This window comes from Chromobacterium sp. CCUG 30098 (genome assembly GCF_059916605.1).
Map to the genome: position 1 here is coordinate 217,365 of NZ_JAUCGS010000001.1, position 17,548 is coordinate 234,912.

General features: G+C 64.2%; 15 protein-coding genes and 1 pseudogene. 8 read left to right on the forward strand and 8 right to left on the reverse strand.

Annotated features, from left to right (window positions below):
* Positions 1–177: 177 nt before the first annotated feature.
* The 5 genes and pseudogenes from QUG03_RS01035 to QUG03_RS01055 all read left to right on the forward strand — a co-directional run bounded on the left by QUG03_RS01035 (position 178) and on the right by QUG03_RS01055 (position 4,667).
* The gene (locus QUG03_RS01035) at positions 178–1,179 is read left to right on the forward strand and encodes a hypothetical protein (RefSeq protein ID WP_488876722.1); all 1,002 of its coding nucleotides are present in this window, start codon (positions 178–180) and stop codon (positions 1,177–1,179) included.
* Between the two features lie 228 nt (positions 1,180–1,407).
* Positions 1,408–2,247, forward strand: a complete 840-nt coding sequence (locus QUG03_RS01040; protein ID WP_500819174.1) for a phage tail protein — start codon at positions 1,408–1,410, stop codon at positions 2,245–2,247.
* Positions 2,248–2,257: 10 nt separating this feature from the next.
* Positions 2,258–2,841, forward strand: a pseudogene (locus QUG03_RS01045) (tail fiber assembly protein).
* 253 nt (positions 2,842–3,094) lie between these two features.
* Positions 3,095–4,072, forward strand: coding sequence for a tail fiber protein (locus QUG03_RS01050; RefSeq protein ID WP_500819175.1), 978 nt, complete (start codon positions 3,095–3,097; stop codon positions 4,070–4,072).
* A 10-nt stretch (positions 4,073–4,082) separates the two neighbouring features.
* Positions 4,083–4,667 (forward strand): tail fiber assembly protein, encoded by a 585-nt coding sequence (locus tag QUG03_RS01055; RefSeq protein ID WP_500819176.1) that lies wholly within the window; start codon positions 4,083–4,085, stop codon positions 4,665–4,667.
* Between the two features lie 209 nt (positions 4,668–4,876).
* On the opposite strand, the gene QUG03_RS01060 is transcribed toward QUG03_RS01055, so the two are convergent.
* The 3 genes from QUG03_RS01060 to QUG03_RS01070 form a co-directional block, all read right to left on the reverse strand.
* Complete coding sequence (locus QUG03_RS01060) at positions 4,877–5,524, reverse strand: alanyl-tRNA editing protein (RefSeq protein ID WP_500819177.1); 648 nt, start codon at positions 5,522–5,524, stop codon at positions 4,877–4,879.
* Positions 5,521–5,973 carry a GNAT family N-acetyltransferase gene (locus QUG03_RS01065; RefSeq protein WP_107801239.1) on the reverse strand — a complete coding sequence of 151 codons (453 nt, stop codon included), beginning with the start codon at positions 5,971–5,973 and terminating at the stop codon, positions 5,521–5,523. Before QUG03_RS01065 ends, QUG03_RS01060 begins: the two co-directional genes overlap by 4 nt.
* A 245-nt stretch (positions 5,974–6,218) precedes the next feature.
* Positions 6,219–7,703, reverse strand: coding sequence for a C69 family dipeptidase (locus tag QUG03_RS01070; protein WP_227105751.1), 1,485 nt, complete (start codon positions 7,701–7,703; stop codon positions 6,219–6,221).
* A 451-nt stretch (positions 7,704–8,154) separates the two neighbouring features.
* Between QUG03_RS01070 and QUG03_RS01075 the strand changes: the two genes are divergently transcribed.
* Both QUG03_RS01075 and QUG03_RS01080 read left to right on the forward strand, forming a co-directional pair.
* Positions 8,155–8,454 (forward strand): superinfection immunity protein, encoded by a 300-nt coding sequence (locus tag QUG03_RS01075; protein WP_107801237.1) that lies wholly within the window; start codon positions 8,155–8,157, stop codon positions 8,452–8,454.
* Between the two features lie 340 nt (positions 8,455–8,794).
* A complete protein-coding gene (locus QUG03_RS01080) occupies positions 8,795–9,988 on the forward strand; it encodes an amino acid aminotransferase (RefSeq protein ID WP_253314988.1) in 1,194 nt (397 codons plus the stop codon).
* Between the two features lie 277 nt (positions 9,989–10,265).
* On the opposite strand, the gene QUG03_RS01085 is transcribed toward QUG03_RS01080, so the two are convergent.
* Entirely contained in the window at positions 10,266–11,093 is an 828-nt protein-coding gene (locus tag QUG03_RS01085; protein WP_500819178.1) for a LysR family transcriptional regulator, read from the reverse strand.
* A gap of 115 nt (positions 11,094–11,208) precedes the next feature.
* Between QUG03_RS01085 and QUG03_RS01090 the strand changes: the two genes are divergently transcribed.
* Positions 11,209–11,931 (forward strand): SDR family oxidoreductase, encoded by a 723-nt coding sequence (locus QUG03_RS01090; protein ID WP_500819179.1) that lies wholly within the window; start codon positions 11,209–11,211, stop codon positions 11,929–11,931.
* Between the two features lie 46 nt (positions 11,932–11,977).
* On the opposite strand, the gene QUG03_RS01095 is transcribed toward QUG03_RS01090, so the two are convergent.
* The 4 genes from QUG03_RS01095 to QUG03_RS01110 form a co-directional block, all read right to left on the reverse strand.
* On the reverse strand, positions 11,978–12,742 hold the full coding sequence (locus QUG03_RS01095; protein WP_107801233.1) for a DeoR/GlpR family DNA-binding transcription regulator: 765 nt from the start codon (positions 12,740–12,742) through the stop codon (positions 11,978–11,980).
* A gap of 58 nt (positions 12,743–12,800) precedes the next feature.
* A complete protein-coding gene (locus QUG03_RS01100) occupies positions 12,801–13,895 on the reverse strand; it encodes an NAD(P)/FAD-dependent oxidoreductase (protein ID WP_500819180.1) in 1,095 nt (364 codons plus the stop codon).
* A gap of 79 nt (positions 13,896–13,974) precedes the next feature.
* On the reverse strand, positions 13,975–15,999 hold the full coding sequence (betT, locus tag QUG03_RS01105; protein ID WP_500819181.1) for a choline BCCT transporter BetT: 2,025 nt from the start codon (positions 15,997–15,999) through the stop codon (positions 13,975–13,977).
* Between the two features lie 150 nt (positions 16,000–16,149).
* The gene (locus QUG03_RS01110; RefSeq protein ID WP_500819182.1) at positions 16,150–17,538 is read right to left on the reverse strand and encodes an aminopeptidase P family protein; all 1,389 of its coding nucleotides are present in this window, start codon (positions 17,536–17,538) and stop codon (positions 16,150–16,152) included.
* Between the last annotated feature and the right edge of the window lie 10 nt (positions 17,539–17,548).

The following is a 17,548-nucleotide window of genomic DNA, read 5'->3' on the forward strand; positions in this document are numbered from 1 at the left end:
CCAGCCGCATCCTTTCCGGATGCGGCTTTTTTTGCGGCTATGGCACTGACACCCGTCGCCTGCCGCCTTGCGCGCGTTTCCCGCAAAATCGTTCCCAGTCATTTCAGCAGCGACAGCTGTCATCGGCCTCCGGCCGATTTTTCTTTTCGCCTTTTCTTATCCGCGGGAGACGATTCCATGCAAGAAGCACTCAAGCCCATCAACACGCCGGACACTCTGTTTCACGACGGCAACCCCACCACCGGCGAACTGGGCACCATCGTCAGCGCCGACTGGTTGAACAACCTGCAACTGGCTACGCGCTCGGCTCAGGAGGAGCTGATCTCCCTGATCAAGGACAGCGGTCAAACGCTGGACGCCAGCCGCAAGGACCAGCTGTTGCAGGCGGTGAAAAAAATGGCCTGGGGCGGAGACAGCAAGCCGACCACATTGGCGGGCTATGGCATTAGCGACGGCGCGACCAAGGCCGAGGTGTCGGTCAAGGCCGACAAGGCCAGCACCCTGGCCGGCTATGGCATCCAGGATGGCATCACCGTGGCCATGTTGCCGCGCCGCAACCTGCTGGCGGATGGCGGCCGCTTCTTTGATCCGTTCACGCCCGAGGGCATGGTGCAGGCGAGAACCAACCAGATTACCGCGCCGTTTGCTACACCCATGCATGCTGTTTCCTATAGCCAGAGTGTCGGTTCGGTGGGGCGTTTCATTCACGATAATGGCTCGTTTGAGGGCACGGGTCCGAAGCTGACGCAGCCGGTGGTGGATTTGCTGAATGCAATGGAGCGTGGAAACAAACGTTATGGTTACGAGTTTCACATTGCGGAGGTGCACTGCGGCGCTTTGACCTATTCGCCGCAAGTGTTGGATGGCAAAAATATGGCGGTGGCGCTGGCGTACGGGGTTGGCACCGAAGGGCCGGTCACTTTTATGAATTGGCTGCGTTGCATCAGCGGCTCTATCTACTATGACTACGGCCAGTATCGTAATGGCAAGGTTGCGGAGAACAAGCGCATCACGCCCAGCGATGGCTGGGTGCATCTGGCTGGAGTCGGGGATTGGGGCGGCGGCTACAGCATCAGTCATGTCTACGCCGAAAATAACTCGGTCTTCCAACTGGCCTTGCCTGCAGCGCTGTCCGGTATGCATGGCGGTTACGTACACAAAGCGCCGATCGCGCCGTAAACATCATTGGTTTTCAAGTATGGCAATCCTGCGGGGTTGCCATTTTTTTGCCTGCCCGCCACTGACATCCGTCCGCTGCTGACGCGCGTCGCTCCCCGGCACAATGAGGGCATTAATTCACTAGCGAAGCGGGTCAACTGGCGGTCTGACGACGGCTAATGTGGTCCGTACCCCGCCTATGTCGCCGGCCCGGCTCATGGGCAGACTCAATTAAGGAGCGAGAGCGCGATGCAAAACACCCTGAAACCGATCAACAGCCCGGACGGCCTGTTTCATGACGGCAACCCCACTACCGGCGAACTGGGCACCATCGTCAGCGCCGATTGGCTGAACAGCCTGCAGCAGGCGACTGCCGCCACTCAGGACGAGTTGATTGCCTTGATCAAGGACAGCGGCCAGGCATTGGACGCCAACCGCAAGGATCAATTACTGCAGGCGGTGAAGCAACTGGCCTGGGGCGGCAATAGCAAGCCGACAACGTTGGCGGGTTACGGGATTACCGATGGGGCCACTAAGGCCGAGGTTTCCATCAAGGCGGACAAGGCGGGTACGCTGGCGGGTTACGGCATTGCCGATGGCGCGACGGCTAGTCAATTGCGTGCTGCGGCGCCCGCCGGCGAGGTGACCTACTTTGCAATGCCATCCGCACCGTCCGGTTGGTTGAGATGTGATGGCTCCTTGGCCAGCCGCACTGTTTATCCCGCGTTGTTTGAGGCCATTGGGACGCGATACGGTATAGGAGATGGGGCGACGACGTTTAACTTGCCTGATTTGCGCGGAGAATTTATCCGCGGCTGGAGCAGTGACCGCCCATTGGTTGATGCTGGACGTGTGTTTGGCAGTGCCCAAATATCCACCCAGGTTTGGGTTGATGATGATGCGAACGAAGCTGTCGGGGCGCCTGATTGGACAAATAATAACTTAGTGAATCTAGGGTATGAACCGGCGAGTGTTAATGTTGCGCATCTTCACTATGCGAAATCAGTTGGTAGTGCCCCCTACGGGGCTGATTTTATACGTTCTATTCGCCCCCGCAACGTAGCCCTGCTCGCCTGCATCAAATACTAAGGAGACCGCCATGCAAGAACGCACACAGAAAACCGTCTACGCCTTCCATCCGGAAACCGGCGAGTATCTGGGCACCACCACGGCGGATCTGTCGCCGCTGGACGTTGAAGAAACCTGGCTGATTCCGGCCAATGCCACCGAGCAACAACCACCGCAGGCGGGGGACAGGCAAGCGGCGGTCTATCGCGACGGCGGCTGGCAGCTGGCGGAGGATTTTCGCGCGCTCAAGCTGTGGAGCAAGGCCAGCGCGCAGCCGGTGACGGCGCAAATCGGCGACACGCCGGACAGCCTGCAGGCCACCGAGCTGGAGCCGCCGGCCTTCGCGGTGTGGAACAAGAAAGCCTGGAAAGTGGACGCCGATGCGCAGCGTGCGGCGTTGACGGCGCAGGCGCAGCAGGAGCTGCAGCAGCGCTTGGCAGCGGCTTATGCTCAGCGCCGGCCTTTGGAGGACGCGCAGGACTGGGGCTGGCGACGACGCAGGAACAAGGTCTGCTGACGGCGTGGAAGCGTTACTGCGTTGAGCTGTCGCGGCTGCCGCAGCAGACCGCGTGGCCGCAGCTGGGCAAGGCGGACTGGCCTGCGGCGCCGGTCTAAAAACTGAGCGTTAAGTGTCTGCAAAACGGCGGCTTTGGCCGCCGTTTTGCTTTGTGGCTGCGCTCCAAACTACTGACATCCGTCCACTGCTGACGCGCGTCGCTTCCCGGCAAAATGACGGTATTGATTCACTAGCGAAGCAGGTCAGCGGGTGGTTTACGGACCACTCGCCCGGCCCGGAGTCCGCACCAGGCCGCCAGCCCGGCCAGCGGGCCAACCCTGTAAATGGAGCGAGAGCGCGATGCAAAACACCATGAAGCCGATCAACAGCCCGGACGGCCTATTCCACGACGGCAACCCTTACACCGGCGAATTGGGCACGGTGGTGACCTCGGAGTGGTTGAACAATGTCCAGTCCGCCGCCCAATCCAGCCAGGACGAGCTGTTGACGGTGATACGCGACAGCGGCCAGAGCGCTGATCCGGCGCGCAAGGACCAGTTACTGCAGGCGCTGAAGAAGCTGACCTGGGGCGGCAATAGCAAGCCGACCACGCTGGCCGGCTACGGCATTACCGACGCTTTGCCGTTGAGCGGCGGCAAGATGAATGGCCGGGTGGATTTTCAGCCCAATTCTCGTTTCCTGGCCGAGGGCGGCAAGGAAGGCGGCCAGCTGCAATTGCAAGCGCCGCAAAGCGACAGCAAGCTCAGCGACGTGAATATCGATGTCTGGGGCAACCAGTTCCGCGTGTTCAACAACGATGGCGTCAAGTCTCGTGGTTTTTACGTGGACCTGACCCAGTGCGAGGACGGCCCTATCACCAATCTGCTGACCATGTCCGGCGCGCCGGGCCTGGTAGGGCATTTCGCGATGCCTTATACGCCGCCTGGTTGGTTGAAGTGCGACGGTTCTCCGGTTAGTCGCAGCACTTACCCCGGTTTGTTTGCCGTGATTGGAACCTCTTATGGTGCCGGAGATGGCTCGACGACGTTCAATCTGCCTGATTTGCGCGGGGAGTTTGTGCGAGGGTGGGATGATGGGGGCAACGTTGATCCGGGCCGTGCGCTGGGGAGCGCGCAGGTCGGGATTGTCGGGCCTCATGTCCACACAATCATACGCCCAAACGATGGAGGTGCATTGGCGCTTACTCCTGGCTCGGGCGGTGGCGCCTGGGCATACGGCAGAGTGATGTTGTCATCTGATCAAATGACACTCGTAACGGGCGCAAACAGTGGCATTGGCGTTGAAACCCGTCCCCGCAACGTAGCCCTGCTCGCCTGCATCAAATACTAAGGAAACCGCCATGCAAGAACGCAAACAGAAAACCGTCTACGCCTACCATCCGGAATCCGGCGAGTATCTGGGCACCACTACGGCGGATCTATCGCCGCTGGATGTTGAGGAAACTTGGTTGATTCCGGCCAATGCCACCGAGCAGCAACCCCCGCAGGCAGGGGACAAGCAAGCGGCGGTCTACCGCGACGGCGGCTGGCTGCTGGTGGTGGATTTTCGCGCGCTTAAGCTGTGGAGCAAGGCCAGCGCGCAGCCGGTGACGGCGCAAATCGGCGACACGCCGGACAGCTTGCAGGCCACCGAGCTGGAACCGCCGCCTTTCGCGGTGTGGAACAAGAAAGCCTGGAAAGTGGATGCCGATGCGCAGCGTGCGGCGCTAATGGCGCAGGCGCAGCAGGAGTTGCAGCAGCGTTTGGCGATTGCCTATGCTCAGCGCCGGCCCTTGGAGGACGCGCAGGAACTGGGGCTGGCGACGACGCAGGAGCAGGGCTTGTTGACGGCGTGGAAGCGTTACTGCGTCGAGCTGTCGCGCCTGCCGCAGCAGACCGCGTGGCCGCAGTTGGCCGAGGCGGACTGGCCGAAGCAGCCTGCCTGAGCGTTTGCAGACTGCTGTTCCACGTGAAACCACCCGCGCCGGGCATGCCCGCGCGGGTTTTTCTTAAAGCCTGTTCAAAGTCTCGCGGGCAAGAGCGAGACAAGGCGAAAATAGCTGAGAAAGCGGAATGTACACGTGCTACATGAGCATTTCGAAGGTGTACTCACCGCGCCACGACTCACGTAGCGCAGCAGACATTGAACAGGCTCTTATGGCCGCGCCAGCGTGATCTCCACTCTTTCCTTGCCCTGGCCCACGTTTTTGCGTTTGAGCTTCAGTTCGCCCACTTCGCCGCTGCGGCGCAAATGGGTGCCGCCGCAGGGTACGCGGTAGAGGCCGGGCAGTTCCCAGTAGCGGCGCTGGTTTGCTTCGTCGGAATAGGCGCTGACGATGGCGAGATCGGCGTCTATCAGCGCCTGCACCTTGGAGGCGATGGCGGGTAGCAGCGGGGTGATGGGCCGGGCCAGCGCAAAATCGATGCGCGCCTTGTCCTCCGCGATGTGGGCGCCTATCTTTTCCGCGTCGGGCAGTTCGCGGCAAATGGTTTCCAGCACCAGCTCCGCGGCGAAGTGCAGCCGCATCAGCCGGTAGCGGCGCGGCCAGTCTATCGCCACCGTCACCGCGTCGCCGGCGCCAAGGCCATGGTCGTCCGCCAGGGTATAAGCGATGTCCAGGCCCTGTTTTTCCGCGCGCAGCACCGGACGGCCGGCTATGTTGCCGGTGTCGCTTTCCTGGCCGCCGGAGAAGGCGTAGAAGAGGGTGGCGTCCAGCCAGACCCGCGAGCCGTCCACGTGCGCCACCGTGGTGTGCAGCTCGGTCTGGTAGGGATCGACCCAGAACTGTTTGCGCACGCTCATGCCGCGCTTCCGGGATTCGCGGCCAGCCGCTGGTAGATGTCGGCGTCTCTTTTTTCCATCATCCATTCCGGCCGGGACAGCGGGCTGAAGCCGAACTGCGCGTACAGGCCGTGAGCGTCGGCGGTGGCCAGTAGCATGCGGCGCAGGTTCTGCAGGCCGGGATGGCTATCGATCGCCGCCATCAATTGCTTGGACACGCCTTGGCCGCGCCAGGCTTCGACCACGAACACGTCGGCCAGATAGGCGAAGGTGGCGTAGTCGGTGATCACGCGGGCGAAGCCTATCTGCTCGCCGTCGGCGGCGTAGGCGCCGAAGCACAGCGAATGGTCGAGCGAGCGCTCGAAGATGTCGCGCGGCAGTTGGCGCGCCCAGTAGGATTGCTCCGACAGGTAGCGGTAGACGCGTTCGCGGTCCAGCCGCGCGGGATCGGTGTCGATGTGGAGGGTCATGGCGCAGCCAGCCGGGCGATGGGGATGCCATCAAAGATAACACGCCCGGACTGGCGGGAGCGGCCGGGCTTGCCGGCGCCGCTCCTGGCTGCTAGCCACTTAGAACCTGTTTACGATCTGCTGCGTGGCGTGAAGCGTTGCACGGTGAGGACCCGCTCAAAATGCTCATGTCCCACCTGTACATTCCGCTGTTTCGCTCGTTTCCGCCTTGTTTCGCCTTAGCTCGCGAGATCGTAAACACGTTCTTATAGGTTTTTGATTTTTTCCAGCTCCTCCGGGCTGTATTTCTTCTCGCTGGCTTTGGTCAGGTCGGTCAGCAGGCCGGCGTGCACGTCGCGCGCCGATTGCACCGCGCTCAGCATATTGCCGCCGCTCCACTGGCCGGCAAAGCCGACCGCGGTTTGCGGCTGACTGGCGTAGAGACTGGTCAGCATGGCGTCCACCGCCGGCTGCTGGCTTTGGAACTGCCGCTCCAGCCGCGCCTGCCATTGCGCCAGCACCGGCAGATACTTGTCCGGCTTGGTCTGGGCCAGCGTGGCGTTGGCGCGGAAGGCCCAGTAGGCGGAGCCGCTCTCGTAATTGGCGGCGCCGGCGCGCAGCGGCGCGGGGATGTCCTTCATCGCGTTCTCGTACATTGGCACCAGCACCGCGCCGGCCGGGCTGCCGAAGGATTGCCAGGTCAGCGCCGCCAATTCCTTGGGCAGGCCGGCGCGCAGCTGGATGACGTGGGTTTCTATGGTGCGGTCCACGCCCATCGGCCGGTCCGCGTCCTTCTGTTTGGCCAGTGCGGTGCCGTGGAAGGTGGCGCGCAGCACCTTGGCCACGTCGGCCACCGCGATCTTGTGTTCCGGCTTCAGCGTTAGCGGGTATTGCGCCTGCCGCGTGGCCTGGCGCAGCGCCGGGTTCAGCAGATGCTGGCCCAGCCATTCGCGGTCCACATTGTATTTGTCGCCGGTGACGCCGAAGGCCTGGGCGAAGTTGAAGCGCTTGGCGTCCACCTTGGCCAGCAGCTGGTGTTTGGCGGTGAACTCGGCCAGGCCGGGGCTGGCGATCACATTGGCGCGGTCGGCGAGGTCGATGTCGTGCAGGCGCAGGCCGTTGGCCACCATCAAATAGCTGTCCTGCGGCACGCGATAGGCCAGCCAGTGGTGGCCGGAGCCGATTTCCATATACCAGGCTTCGTTCGGATCGGCGATCAGCACGCCATTGCCTTCGCCGGCGCCGTATTGGCTCAGATAGCGGCCCAGCAGTTCCACGCCTTCGCGCGCGGTCTTGGCCTGCGGCAGGATCAGCGAGGGGATCACCGCCTCCACCACGCCGCTGTCCAGCAGCGGGTCCGCTTTCTTGGCGCGGGCGTTGATCTCCGCGCTATTGGTGGCGGATACCGCCACATTGAATTCATTGACGCCGCGTTCCTCGTACAGACCGTCGCCGCCGGCGCTGTCGCCGTTCCAGTCCATCAGGCCGCTGTAGCGGTAGAACTGTGCCGGCGCCGGCACTTTCAGGCCGTTCTTGAAGCTCAGCGTCTCATCCTTGGCCGCCGCGCGCGCCGGATGCAGCACCAGGCGCTTGTTCCAGTTATTGATGTAATAATCTTCGTTGCGGGCGATGATGATGGAGCCATCGGCGGAGGCCTGTTTGCCGACGATCAGCGATGAGCAGGCGTCGGCGAGCGGGGCGGCCAGCGCAAGGGCGGTGGCCAGGGCAAGCAGGGTAGGGCGCGGCGTCATGATGCATTCCTCTTCTCTGAGAGCGTGTTTACGATCTAGCGAGCTAAGGCGAGACAAGGCGAAAACGGCTGAGAAAGCGCAGTGTACAAACGGTACATGAGCATTTCGAAGCGGTACTTACCGTGTGACGTCTCACGACGCGCAGCAGATCGTAAACAGGTTCTGAGCAGTCAGTCGCGGTGCGAGACGGCTCATGGTGGCCGCGCGCTAAGCGTGCGGCGGTTTGGCGGTGAGGGCAAGTGGATTGTAGGCAGATGGTTCGCATTAGTTGAAATGGGAATCCCATGCTTGCCTGATGCATATCAATCTTGCGCTGTTTGGTAAAAATGTGGCGCAAACTGTCTGATTTATGCAATTGCTTTTGCCATATTGGCGCAAGCCTGATTAAGCTTGGCATTTCATTGTGGCGGCGGCTGATGGCGCCGTCGCGGCGAGAACGGATTAGGAAGATATGAAGATTTTGACGATGGCGCGCAAGCTGTTCTTCACGGTGCTGGCGGCGGCGTTGGCCTTGTGGGCTTACGGCGCTTACAGCGGAGAGCCGCAGTGGCAGCAATGGGCGATGTATCTGGGTAATGCGCTGGCCTTGGGCGGCGCTTATCTGGTGCCGACCTTGACCGCCGCCTTGGTGGGCAGCCCGCGGCTGAAGCTGGTGGCGGCGCTGAATGTGCTGGGCGGCTGGCTGATCCTGCCGTGGATCGCGGCGATGATGCTGGCGCTGAAGCGCGACGATCTGGCGTCCGGGTCCTGAATCCGTCTGGCACAATACTCTATCTTTACCGCCCCGTCAGAGGGCGGCGTAAGAAGCTGTTTACGATCTGCTGCGCGTCGTGAGACGTGGCACGGCGAGTACCGTCTCGAAATGCTCATGTACCACTCGTACATTCCGCTTTTTCAGCGGTTTTCGCCTGGTCTCGCCTGAGCTCGCGAGATCGTAAACACGTTCTAAGAGCGGCTAACAAACATGGGTTTCACGCCTGAGGCATGGCGCGCCGTTGAGTACGGCAAGTCGGTCCAACGCAGCATCAGGGGTTTGTTAGCCGTTCTAAACGGCTGCACGAGGCGATACCACACTACTCAAGGAGAAACACATGTTTCAGCACGTCGACGCCTACGCCGGCGATCCCATCCTGTCGCTGGTCGACGCCTTCGGCAAGGATGCGCGCGGCGACAAGGTCAACCTCAGCATCGGCCTGTATTACGACGAGCAGGGCCGCATTCCGCGCCTGAACGCGGTGCAGCAGGCTGAGGCCAAGCTGGCGGCCCAGCCGGCCCAGCCTTGCACTTATCTGCCGATGGACGGCCTGCCGGCCTACCGCAAGGCGGTGCAGGAGCTGTTGTTCGGCGAGGGACACCCGGCGCTGGCCGCCGGCCGCGTCGCCACCATCCAGACCCTGGGCGGCTCCGGCGCGCTGAAAGTGGGCGCGGACTTCCTCAAGCGCTATTTCCCCGACGCCCAGGTGTGGGTCAGCGATCCGACCTGGGACAACCACGTGGCCATCTTCGAAGGCGCCGGCATCGCGGTCAATCGCTACCCCTATTTCGATCCGCAAACCCGCGGCGTGGACTTCGCGGCGATGCTGGACACGCTGGAAACCCTGCCCGCCGGCAGCATCCTGCTGCTGCATCCGTGTTGCCACAACCCCACCGGCTCGGATCTTGACAATGCGCAGTGGGATCAGGTGGTGGCGCTGGCCAAGCGCAAGCAGCTGATTCCCTTCATGGACATCGCCTACCAGGGTTTCGGCGCCGGCTTGGAAGAGGACGCCTACGCCATCCGCGCGATGGCCGACGCCGGCGTGTCCTTCCTGGTCAGCAACTCCTTCTCCAAGATCTTCTCGCTGTACGGCGAGCGCTGCGGCGGCCTGTCGGTGGTATGCCCGAACCAGGCCGAGGCGGAGCTGGTGTTGGGCCAGCTCAAGGCCACGGTGCGCCGCAACTACTCCAATCCGCCCACCACCGGCGCGCGCTTGATCGCCACCGTGCTGGGCGACGCCGAGCTGAAAGCGCTGTGGGTGTCCGAGGTGAACGAGATGCGCGGCCGCATCCTGGAGATGCGCGGCATTCTGGTGGAAGTGCTGAAGCAGGCGCTGCCGGAGCAGGACTTCGCCTATCTGGTCCATCAGCGTGGCATGTTCAGCTACACCGGCTTCAGCCAGGCCCAGGTGGACGCCCTGCGCGAGCGTTTCGGCGTCTATCTGGTGGGCACCGGCCGCATGTGCGTGGCCGGCTTGACCCGCGCCAATGCGCCTTATGTGGCCAAGGCTTTCGCCGCGGTGCAGTAAGAACCTGTTTACGATCTGCTGCGCGTCGTGAGACGTGACACGGTGAGTGCGGCTTCGAAATGCTCATGTACCACGTGTACATTCCGCTTTCTCAGCCGTTTTCGCCTTGTCTCGCCTTAGCTCGCGAGATCGTAAGCAGGTTCTAAGACCAAGCTCGGCTGACAAAACCGCTGATGCCGTGCTGCGCCGGCTTGTCGTACTCAAGGCACTGCCTACGTCGGCGCGTCTTGCCTCTGCCGTAAAACTGAGTTTTGTCAGCCGCTGTTAAAACAGGTCCTCAGCCGGCGGCCAGGCCTTGTTTCAAACGGGCCAGCGCCGGCTTGGCCAAGGCGTCCGGCGCGTAGCACAGGCCGACGCGGCGGCTGAGCGCCGCCTGATCCAGCCGGCAGCTCCACAGGCCGGGTTGGTCCAGGGCCAGCCCCTGCGGGACGAAGGCGACGCCGGCGCCGGCCGCGGCCAGCGTCGCCGCCTGTTGCAGGGTGGCGCAGCGCGCCGCCACCGCCAGTTCCCGCGCCGCCTCGCCCAACAGGCTGGCGAAGCGCTGGTGTGACGGATGGTCCGGGCAGGCGATCAGGTCCTGGCCCAGCAGTTGTCCCGGCCGCAGCAGCGGCTGTCCCGCCAGCGGCGCGTCGGCGCGCATCGCCAGCACATAATCCTCTTCCCACAGCGGCAGGAACAGCTCGTCCTCGCAACGATTGGCCTCCTCGTCCAGCCGCGCGTCGCCGGCGCAGCCCGCAGCCAGCTCCAGCAGCAAGCCGTCCACCGCGCGGTAGGCTGCCGCCAACACGCGCGCCACATCGGCCTGGCCCAGGTCCGCCGCCACTCCCAGCGTCAGCGGCAGGCAGTCCTGCCGGCCGCGAAACAGCTGTGTCAGGCTGTCGGCTTCTTCCACCAGCCGCCGCGCCGCCGGGTACAGCAGCCGGGCGGCGTCGGTTACTTCCACCCCGCGCGGCTGACGCTGGAACAGCGCGGCCCCCAGCTGTTCTTCCAGTTGCCGGATGGTGGCGGACAGCGCAGGCTGGCTCAGGTAGAGACGCGCCGAGGCCTGGGTGATGTTGCGCTCTTCGAATACAGCGATGAAGGCTTTGAGCGAGCGGATATCCATAAATTAAACCGATGGCAGCAAGTGGAATAAACGATTTTTCGTGGAATCGTCAGCGAATTATAGTGCTGCTCAAGGATTTGATATCAGTTATTTCTATTGCTAAAGGAGAAGTTCCATGAGTAAGGCTCTCATTGTCATCACCGGCGCCAGCTCCGGCATCGGCGCCGCCACCGCCCGTTTGTTGTCGCAACAAGGCCATCCGCTCTTGCTATTGGCGCGTCGGGCGGAGCGGCTGGAAGCGCTGGCCTTGCCCAATACCTTGTGCCGCGCGGTGGACGTGACCGACCGCGCCCAGCTGGCCGCCGCGGTGGCGGAGGCGGAGGGCCGCTTCGGGCCGGTGGACGCCATCGTCAACAACGCCGGCGTGATGTTGCTGGGGCAGATGGCCGAGCAGGCGCCGGAAGAGTGGAAAACCATGTTCGACGTCAATGTGCACGGCCTGCTCAACGGCATCCACGCGGTGCTGGGCGGCATGGTGGAGCGCAAGCGCGGCACGGTGATCAATATCAGCTCAGTGGCCGGGCGCAAGACCTTCCCCAACCATGTGGCCTATTGCGGCACCAAGTTCGCGGTGCACGCGATGTCTGAGAATCTGCGCGAGGAAGTGGCGGACCACGGCGTGCGGGTGGTGACGATAGCGCCGGGCGCGGTGGACACCGAGTTGCTGTCGCATACCAGCAGCGAGGCGATCAAGGCCGGTTACGAAGCCTGGAAACAGGAGATGGGCGGCGTGTTGGCGGCGGAAGACGTGGCCAGCGCCATCGTCTACGCCTATCAGCAGCCGCAGAATGTGTGCATTCGCGAGATCGTGCTGGCGGCGACGCGGCAGCAGCCCTGAGACGCGGCGCAAGGCGGACGGACCTTGAGCGGGCTCCGAGGCCGGCTCAGTCCGCCACGTACAATTGGGTATCCGCCTCCCGCATCAGCTCGACGACGGCGGGCGGCGGCGGCTGGTCGGTGAACAGCGCGTCTATCTGCGACAGATGGCCCAGCTCCACCAGCGCCGGGCGGTCGAACTTGCTGTGGTCGGCGGCCAGGAACACGTGGCGGGATTGCTGGATGATGGCCTCGGCGCTGCGCACCTCGCGGTAGTCGTAATCGCGCAGCGTGCCGTCCAGCTCGATGCTGGAAATGCCGATGATGCCGTAATCGACGCGGAACTGGCGGATCAGCTGCACCGTGGCCTCGCCGGTGATGCCGCGGTCGCGTTTGCGCAGCATGCCGCCCAGCACGATGACTTCGCAGTCCGGGTAGTCGCACATGGTGTCCGCCACGTGCAGATTATTGGTGATCACCCGCAGGCCGCGGTGTTGGTGCAGCGCCTTGGCCACTTCCTCGGTGGTGGTGCCTAGATTGATGAACAGCGAGGCGTTGTCCGGGATGTGGCGGGCCAGGCATTCGGCGATGCGGCGCTTTTCGTCTATGCACAGCACCTGCCGCGCCTGGTAGGCGACGTTCTCCACGCTGGACAGCACGCTGGCGCCGCCGTGATAGCGTTGCAGCAACTGATGCTCGGCCAGCAGCGCGATGTCGCGGCGTATGGTCTGCCGGGTGACGGAAAAATGTTCGGCCAGCTTTTCCACGCTGACGTAGCTGTCGCGTTTGACCATGGCCAGCAATTCCTGCTGGCGTTGATTCAGAATGAGCATAGACTGCGAGGCGGCGGGTTGGGACGGTTCGATTGTAAGCGGATAACTCGTCCCGGCGCTATGCCGTCAGCGTCGCCGCCGCGTATTCGGCCAGCGCCAGGCTGGCGGTGAGGCCGGGGGATTCGATGCCGTAGAGTTGGAGCAGGCCGGGCACGCCGTGCTGCGCCGGGCCCTGGATCAGGAAGTCCGCGTCCGGCGCGCCGGGTCCGGCGATCTTGGGGCGGATGCCGGCGTAGGCCGGCGCCAGCGCCTGTTCCGGCAGCGTCGGCCACCAGCGGCGGATGCCGGCGTAGAAGCGCTCCGCGCGCGCCGGGTCCTCTTGGTAGTCGATGGCGTCCACCCATTCCAGGTCCGGGCCGAAGCGCGCCTGGCCGGCCAGGTCCAGCGTCAGATGCGTGCCCAGGCCGCCGGCCTCGGGCAGCGGGTAGATCAGGCGCTGGAACGGCGAGCGGCCTTGCAGCGCGAAATAGACGCCGCGCGCGTAATAGGGCGTGGGAATGGTTTCACGTGGAACCCCGGCAATGCTGGCAGCGACTCGCGGCGCCCACGCGCCGGCGGCGTTGACCACGCAACGCGCGCGCAGCCGCAGGCCGGCGATGTCCAGTTCCAGCCCATCGTCGCCAACGCGGCCGCCGCTCAGCGGCGAGTTCAGCGCCAGCGTCGCGCCGTGGGCCTCGGCGTCGGCCAGCAGGGACAGCATCAGGCCGTGGCTGTCTATTATGCCGGTGGACGGCGACAACAGCGCGGCGCGGGCCTGCAAGGCCGGCTCCAGCCCCCGGAGCTGTTCCGCGTCCAGCCAGCGCAGATCATCGACGCCGTTGGCGGCGGCGCGCTGTTGCAAGGCTTGCAGCCGCGGCAGTTCGGCTTCGTTCGCGGCGACGATGAGCTTGCCGCAGCGGCGGTGGGCAATCGCGCGCTGGGCGCAGTAGTCGTACAGCCGCTGGCGGCCGGCCACGCAGAGCCGCGCTTTCAGGCTGCCGGGCGGATAGTAGAGCCCGGCGTGGATCACTTCGCTGTTGCGGCTGGACGCATGCTGGCCGATGGCGCTTTCCGCTTCCACGATGACGACTTCGCGGCCGGCCATCGCCAACTGCCGCGCCATGGCCAGGCCGATTACGCCGGCGCCTATCACCACGCATTCCACGGTTTCCATCGCGCTTCCCATCATGCCGGATTGAATAGCGCATGGTGCGACGCCGCGGCGGCGGCGTCCAGCCCGGCGGCGCGGAGGTCTATGAGGCGGCGGACTGCGCTTGCCGGCTGAGGTGGAGGTAGTGCAGATGCCGTTCGTACTGGTCCAGGATGTCGGCGATGATCTGTTCCTTGTGGTAGCCCCACAGGCTGTAGCCCTGGCTGCCGTCCTGCAAGTGCACTTCCAATCGGCAGTAATGGCCGGGCGCGGCGCGGATGGCGAAGGAGGGCGTGGCCGCCATGGCGGCCTGGATGCGGTAGCGGAAGGCGGCGTCGCCGTCGCCGGCGATGAGTAGGCCCAGCCGCGGCAGGCCGGTCTGCGGGTCTGTTTCCTGTTCCAGCCGCGCCTTGGCGCCGCGCTGGCGCAGCGCGGCGCAAACCTCGCGCAAGGCGGGGAGGCAGCTGTGTTCCAGCATGGTTCGGGTCTGGTCCGCGTCCGGATAGCTCATCGCCCGGCTCAGCCGTTGCTGCCAGTTCAGCCGCGGATCGGAGTGGGCGTAGGTGCGGCCGGACAGCGAGCCGGCCAGGCTGGCCTGGCGGCTGTCTTCGCGCATGCCTTCGCGCCGCAGCGCCTTGTACAAGCCGGCCATGATGAAGAACATCACGAAAGAGAAGGGCAAGCCCATGATGATGGTGGCGTTCTGCAGCGTGGGCACGCCGCCCACCATCAGCATGGACAGCGTCAGGATGCCGATGGCCAGCGACCAGAAAATGCGCAGCCACTTGGGCGCGTCGCTGGCCGGGTCTTTGAGGATGGAGGTGAAGTTGCCCAGCACCAGCGCGCCGGAGTCGGCCGAGGTGACGTAGAACAGCAGACCGGTGACGGTGGCGAGCAGAGCGCTGAAACCGGTCCACGGGTATTGCGCCAGCAGCGAATAGAACGCCCGTTCCGGCGTCTCCATCGCGGTCTTGCCGAAGCTCTGGTTGCCGGCCAGCACCAGGTCCAGCGCGCTGTTGCCGAAGATGGAAATCCAGATCAAGGTGAACACGAAGGGGATGACCAGGGTGCCGATGATGAATTGGCGCAGGGTGCGGCCGCGCGAGATGCGCGCCAGGAACAGGCCGACGAAGGGCGCCCAGGCCACCCACCAGGCCCAGAAGAACAGGGTCCAGGCGTTCAGCCAGTCCACCGGGCGCTGGAAGGCGAAGGTGTTCAGGGTCATGCCGGCGAAGCCGTTCAGGTAGTCGCCCACGTTCAGCACCAGGCCGTTGAGCAGGAACACGGTATTGCCGCTGAACAGCACGAACAGAATCAGCAGGATGGCCAGCAGCACGTTCAATTCCGATAGCCGGCGGATGCCCTTGTCCACGCCGGAGACCACGGACAGGGTGGCCATCGCCACCGACAGCAGGATCAGCAAGGCCTGCGCCAGCACCCCTTCAGGAATGTCGAACATGAAGCGCAGGCCGTAGTTGAGCTGCACCACGCCTATGCCCAGCGAGGTGGCGATGCCGAAGATGGTGCCGAGCACGGCAGCGATGTCGACGCCGTGGCCGAGCGCGCCGTGGATGCGGCGGCCGAAGATGGGATAGAGGGCCGAGCGGATGCTGAGCGGCAATTGATGGCGATAGCTGAAATAGCCCAGGGCCATGCCCATTAACGCGTACATCGACCAGCCGGTGATGCCGTAGTGGAACAGGGTCCAGGACATGGCCTGGCGCGCGGCAGCGTGAGTGCCGGGCGCGCCCTCGGGCGGGGCCAGCAGGTGGGTGACCGGTTCGGCCACCGAGAAAAACATCAGGTCGATGCCGATGCCGGCGGCGAACAGCATCGCGCCCCAGGTGAACAGGCTGTATTCCGGCCGCGAATGGGCCGGTCCCAGCTTGATGCTGCCAAAGCGGGAACAGGCGATGACGAGGACGAACAAGACATAGAGCGTGGCGGCCAGGAAGTAGTACCAGCCAAAGCCCTCGGTGATCCAGCCCAGCACCTGGGCCATGACGCGGGCGGCGGCGTCGGTGTCCAGCATCGCCCACAGCGCCAGCGCCAGAATGCAGCTGGACGAACCGAGGAACACCGTGCGGTTGAGGCGGTCTGTCGCCCCGGTTTCCGGTAATGCAGCCATGTAGGGGTCTCCCGATGCTGACGCAAGGAAAGACCGACACTAGCATCGGCCCGCGGCGGGGGCTGGTCAGAATGCGACGCGGGGGCGAGCGCAGGCGACCGGGCGTGAAAAAGCCGCCCATGGGCGGCTGGAAGGCGGGAGCGGCGGGTTTCAACCGGCCATCGCGGCTTCGACTTCTTCCACCGTCTTGGGAATCGGCGCGCCCAGCACGCGGCTGCCGTCGGCGGTGACCAGCACATTGTCTTCGATGCGGATGCCGCCGAAGTCCTGGTATTCGCGGAATTTGTCGTAGTCGATGTACTGGCTGTGGCGGCCTTCGGCGGCCCAGGCTTCGATCAGCGCCGGGATGAAGTACATGCCGGGCTCCACCGTCACCACCATGCCTTGTTTCAGCGGCTTGCCCAGACGCAGGTAGCCCAGGCCGAACAGCGGGCTGCGCTCGGTGTCCTCGCCGTAACCCACCAGGTCTTCGCCCAGGCCTTCCATATCGTGCACGTCCATGCCGATCTGATGGCCAAGGCCGTGCGGGAAGGCGATGGCGTAGGCGCCGGATTCGACGATGGCGTTGGCGTTGCCCTGGAAGAAGCCCAGCGCGCTCATTCTTTCCACCATCAGCCGCGCGGACAGCTTGTGCACGTCCAGATAGCGCACGCCCGGCTTCATCGCCTCGATGGCGGCCAGCTGCATGTCCAGCACGATATTGTACAGTTCGCGCTGACGCGGGCTGAACTTGCCGCCCACCGGGAAGGTGCGGGTGATGTCGCTGGCGTAGCCGCCGCCGGAGGTACAGCCGGTGTCGTTCAGCGCCAGGTCGCCGCTTTCCAGGCGGTTGTCGTGGTGATGGTTGTGCAGCACTTCGCCGCGGCGGGAGAAGATGGATGGATAGGCCAGCTGCCAGTCGCGGCGGCGCATGATGCCTTCCATCTCGCCCACCACTTCGTATTCCATCACGCCGGGTTTGGCGTGGCGCATCGCGGCGACGTGCATGTCGCGGGTCACCGCCAGCGCCGCTTCCATTTCGGCGATTTCTTCGTCGCCCTTGATTTCGCGCAGCGCCACCACGGCATGGGTCAGCGGCGCGGAGAAGCCGTCCTTGACCTTGGCCGGATGAACGTCCAGCAAGCGGCCCATTTCAATCAGGGTCTCGCCGCGGTACGGTGCCAGGTAATGGACGGCGCGGCCGGCGGCGCGCGCGGCGCTCAGCGCGGAGGCCAGTTCGGCGTAGCCGCGGCTGTGTGTCAGGCCGGCCAGCGCGGCGCGTTCGGCCAGGCTGGGCAGCGGGCCGGTCCAGACGATGTCGGCCACGTCCGGATCGTTGCCGAACAGCGTCGCTTCGCCGCTGTCGGCGTCGATGAGGCCGGCCAGGCCCGGTTCGTTCAGGCCGAAGAAATAACGGAAGCTGGAGTCCTGCACGAAGGGCAGGGTGTTGTCGTGATAGTTCATCGGCGAATCGACATTGCCGACAAACAGCAGCAGGCCGGACAGGCCGGCCGCTTGCAGACGGGCGCGGCGTTGCGCGTATACGGTGGCAGCGAACATGGTTTCCTCG